Here is a 4,819-nt window from a genome sequence, read left to right on the forward strand (position 1 = left end):
AGAATGATACCCTCCAGGCCGCTGCTGTCAGCAAGTTCAATATTTGGATGGAGGTGGCAGATCGGCTAGACTGGGGTGACCATCCTGCACCGATTTGACGGATTTGTATGATCGAACCCAATGGACGCGAAACGAACGCTGAGTATTCGAGCCCGGTGCCGATACTCAACAGCGGCGACGTCTTGGACTCGGATGAGTTTTTCAGACGCTATGCTGCGTCGCCTGGGAATGTCGCTGCCGAACGGATCAATGGGAGGGTCTATTTGATGTCGCCCCTGCGTGCGGCCAGTCATGGTGATCCACATGCCTTGTTTGCGACTTGGCTGGGCACCTATGCGGCGCAACATGAATGTTTGATTCTTTCCGATAATCCGACGGTCCGGTTGGATGCCAACAATGACCCGCAACCCGACTTGTGCATGCGGCGGAAAGACGGAAACACCCACCTGGTCGATGGATACATTCATGGACCGCCCGAACTGATTGTTGAAATTGCAAGTTCCTCCGCCAGTTACGACCTTGGCGAAAAAAAGCAGGTTTACCAACAAGCCGGCGTCCTGGAATACCTCGTCTACGAGACAGAAAAACAAAAACTTGCTTGGTGGCGACTGGAAAATGGCGTGTACGTGGAGTTGCCTGCCGTCGAAGGAATGTTCAAAAGCTCCGAGTTCCAGGGGCTGTGGCTCGATGAATCGGCGATGCGAGCAGGCGATGGAAAAGCGTTGCTGAAGTCGCTTGCCGAAGGCATGCATACTGCATGACCTGCTGGAATAGGGGCGGGGCACCAGAATCCGAGGTGATTTGCGTTCCGCTGTCCGAGAGGCGATACTGAACAGTGTCTGGCTGGGGACGTGAAGACAATGACAGGCGACACGCGTTGATTTCACGTCCCACGCCGGGCGATTCCTGCCCCGCCGCTCTCCCGGCGATTCGTCCCAGGGTGTTTGATTCGGTCAAGATGCCGATGCCAAGCCGAGGGTCACCCGCCGAATAGACAATCCCCCGCCCCATGACTGTTTTGCAAAACACGACTCGATGGATCTGGCTCGCCTGTTGGATCGGACTGACGACCGGGATGGCGTTGGCGGAAGAACGTCCATCGAAAGATTCAAAAGCCGAATTGGCGGCGGAGAATTTTCAAACGAACATTGCTCCGTTTCTGGAAAACCACTGCGTCGTCTGTCACAGCGGGGATGATTTCGAGGGCGAAGTCAGCTTTGATCGCTTCGAGGACTCGGCCGACATCCAAGAGAATTACGAGTTCTGGGAGAAGGTGTTGCGGTTGGTCGTCGAGCACCAGATGCCACCGGCCGACCAAACGCAACCGACCGATGACGAAATCGCCTCACTCGGCCGAGCGATCGAATTCGAGTTCAACGCGTTCGATTGCAGTGCGATCAAACACCCGGGCCGTGTCACGATTCGTCGCTTGAACAAATCCGAATACAACAACACGATCCGCGATCTGTTGGGTTTGGATTTACGTCTGGCCGACAACTTCCCTTCCGACGACGTCGCCCACGGATTCGACAACGTCGGCGACGTGCTGACCATCCCTCCGATCCTGTTTGAAAAGTATTTGGAAGCCGCTGCAACGATCGCCGAAAAAGCGTTGGCCGACGAACAAGCAAGAAAACGAGTGCTGCCGCGGGAAGCGGCCAATGACGACGAACAGGTCGCGGTCGCGCGCGAGAACGTTCGCCAATTCGCCTCCCGGGCCTTTCGGCGACCGATCACCGACGACGAATCCGAACGGCTGTTCGCGATCATGCGGAACGCCTTCCAGCGAGGAGCACCACGAGACGAAATTTTCCAGACCGTCGTCGCCGCGATCCTGATCAACCCGAACTTCTTGTTCCGCGTCGAACAGGACCCAGACCCCGACGATGAAGACGGCATCCGCGCGCTCGACAGTTATGAACTGGCAACGCGGTTGTCGTACTTTTTGTGGAGCAGCATGCCGGATGAACGATTGTTCGAATTGGCCGCCTCCGGCGAACTGACCAACAAAGAAGTGTTGTCGGCGGAGGCGAAACGGATGCTCGCCGATCCCAAGTCGCGGGCCTTGGTCGACAACTTTGCCGGACAATGGTTGCAGCTCCGCGACGTGTCACTGTTGATGCCCGATCCGGTCCGGTTCCCCAATTTTGATGAACCGCTGCGTCAGGCAATGCGCCGCGAGACCGAAACGTTTTTTGAGCAACTGATTCGTCAAGACCGCAGCGTGTTGGAGTTCTTGGATGCGGATTACACGTATGTGAACGAACGCCTGGCGCGGCACTACGGGATCGATTCGATCCAAGGCGACTCCTTTCAACTGGTTTCCCTGCCGGCGGGGCGTCGCGGCGTGTTGACCCATTCGAGCATTTTGATGCTGACGTCCAACCCGACGCGAACGTCACCGGTCAAACGCGGCAAGTGGATTTTGGAGAATTTCCTGGCCGAACCGCCGCCGCCACCGCCGGCCGATGTGCCGGACCTGGAGGAGGGCGGAGAGGTCCTGGGGTCGCTGCGGGAGCAAATGGAACAGCATCGCGCCAACGAATCTTGTGCGGTCTGCCACCGCAAGATGGACGCCCTGGGCTTCGGGATGGAGAACTTTGACGCCGTGGGCGCGTATCGCGAACGCGACGGTGCCTACGAAATTGACGCCTCGGGCGAGTTGCCCGGCGGAGTCGGGTTTGACGGGGCCGATGAGCTGATGCAGATCTTGGTGCAGGAAAAAAGACAGCAATTCTGCAAGTGTCTGGCCAGTAAATTGCTAACTTATGCGTTGGGGCGGGGTTTAACCTCCTACGACCGGTGCACCGTCAATTCCGCGCTGGCGGCAATGGAAAACGATGGCTATCGATTCAGTTCACTCGTCCAAGCCATTGTCACGAGTGATCCCTTTACGATGCGTGAGAGGAAGCGAGACCAATGAGTATCCAAACGAGCCGACTGTCACGACGAACCGTCCTGCGTGGGCTGGGCGTTTCACTGGCATTGCCGTGGATGGAATCGACGGCGCCGAAAGCCGCCGCCGCCGCCGCGACCACTCCAAACCGCATGGCATTCATTTTTGTGCCCAACGGCGTCCACCTTCCCGATTGGACGCCCCAGTTGGAAGGCTACGGGTATGACTTGCCCTACATTCTCTCCCCCCTGGCACCGGTCCAGGACGACGTGTTGGTGATCAGCGGGCTGACCCATGACAAGGGGCGTGCCAACGGCGACGGACCCGGTGACCATGCGCGAAGTGCATCGGTCTTTTTGACCGGAGCACAGCCGCGAAAAGAAGGCGATTTGCGTTCGGGGATTTCCGTCGACCAGGTCGCTGCCCAGGCGGCCGGTCACGCGACCCGGTTTCCGTCGATCGAACTGGGAATCGAACCGGGACGCAGCGCCGGAAATTGCGACAGCGGTTACAGCTGTGCCTACTCGTCCAACATCGCTTGGTCGTCCGAATCAACGCCGGTCAGCAAAGAGATCAACCCGCGGTTGGTCTTCCAACGATTGTTCGGCGACGGAACGCCTGTCAATGCCGATCAAAACGCGCTTCGTCGCGAGGCTTTGCGTCAAAGCGTTCTCGACTATGTCGCCGAAGACGCCAAACGGTTGCAGTCCAAACTCGGACGCAACGATCAGCGCAAACTCGACGAATACCTTGATGGTGTTCGCGACGTCGAAAAACGCATGCAGCGCAAAGACGATGATTTCGATGTCTCCGAAGACGTCGACTATCCGGTCCCCGAGGGCACACCGAAAGATTACGGCGAACACATTCGATTGATGTGCGACATGATGGTGTTGGCCTTCCAAACCGATCGGACCCGCATCGCGACGTTCATGTTCGCCGACGCGGGCAGCAATCGAAGCTATCGTCACATCGGTGTCGGTGAAGGGCACCACAACCTGTCTCATCATGGTGGTGATGCCAACAAGCACGACAAACTTCGAAAGATCAATCAATTCCACGTGGCTCAATTGTCATACTTGTTGCAAAAACTGAAATCGACACCCGACGGTCAGCAAGGTTCGCTACTGGATCACACGTCGGTTTGCTACGGCAGCGCGATCAGCGATGGCGATCGGCACAACAACGAAAACCTTCCCATCCTGCTGGCCGGCGGCAACCAGATCGATTCGGGACGACATGTGCGTGTCGCGCCCGAAACCCCGATGTGCAACCTGTTTATGTCGATGTTGGACCGATTCGGAACGCCCGTCGATTTCATCGGCGACAGCACCGGACGCATTTCGGAGCTGCAGATTTGAACGCGACCGCGCAACGATTGCTGTCAGGCATGTTCGTGCTGGCCGTTTGCGTCGCGTCCGCCACGGCTGATTCACCGACCGATGGCAATCAAACATCCGAAATCGATCAGCTGGCGTCGGCGTTGTCCAGTGTCGAAATCGACGAGCGGCGGGACGCGGCCTATGCGCTCGCAAAACTCGGCCCCGATGCTCTGCCCGCGATCGATGCGTTGATCAAGGGATTGGGCGATCGCGACGATCAAGTTTGGATGCAATCGGCGATGGCGGTCGCTCGCATCGGCCCCCAGGCAGAACCCGCGATCGACGCCCTGGTGCGCAGTTTGGGCGATGATGACGAACAACGGCGCTACCGTTCCGCCTGGGCGCTCTCACGCATCGGCACCGCGACAATTGAGGCGCTGGTCGCCGCCGCCGAAGATGATTCGACGCGGCGGCGAATCGCGGCGCTCGACGCGATGGGTTGGATGGCGGCTGATGCCGATCGTCTGCTGGAAAGTTTGGACAATGCGGTCCGTGACCAGAATCCCGACGTGCGACGCCAGGCAACCGCGTCCCTGTCCCG

At 58.2% G+C, this 4,819-nt stretch carries 4 protein-coding genes; all 4 read left to right on the plus strand.

The genetic code is table 11. The annotated features are described in order from the left end of the window. Nucleotides 1-107: 107 nt before the first annotated feature. Nucleotides 108-761, plus strand: a complete 654-nt coding sequence (locus ABX749_RS22225; protein WP_372897912.1) for a Uma2 family endonuclease — start codon at nucleotides 108-110, stop codon at nucleotides 759-761. A 248-nt stretch (nucleotides 762-1,009) separates the two neighbouring features. Continuing rightward, nucleotides 1,010-2,923: a DUF1592 domain-containing protein gene (locus ABX749_RS22230; protein ID WP_372897913.1), complete on the plus strand. Its 1,914-nt coding sequence runs from the start codon at nucleotides 1,010-1,012 to the stop codon at nucleotides 2,921-2,923. Continuing rightward, nucleotides 2,920-4,257: a DUF1552 domain-containing protein gene (locus tag ABX749_RS22235; protein WP_372897914.1), complete on the plus strand. Its 1,338-nt coding sequence runs from the start codon at nucleotides 2,920-2,922 to the stop codon at nucleotides 4,255-4,257. The genes ABX749_RS22230 and ABX749_RS22235 overlap by 4 nt, the downstream gene beginning before the upstream one ends. Continuing rightward, on the plus strand, nucleotides 4,254-4,819 hold a 566-nt coding region (locus ABX749_RS22240), incomplete at its 3' end, for a HEAT repeat domain-containing protein (RefSeq protein WP_372897915.1). The genes ABX749_RS22235 and ABX749_RS22240, both read left to right, overlap by 4 nt.

It is taken from the genome of Stieleria sp., assembly GCF_041595215.1.
Classification (GTDB): Bacteria; Planctomycetota; Planctomycetia; order Pirellulales; family Pirellulaceae; genus Stieleria; species Stieleria magnilauensis.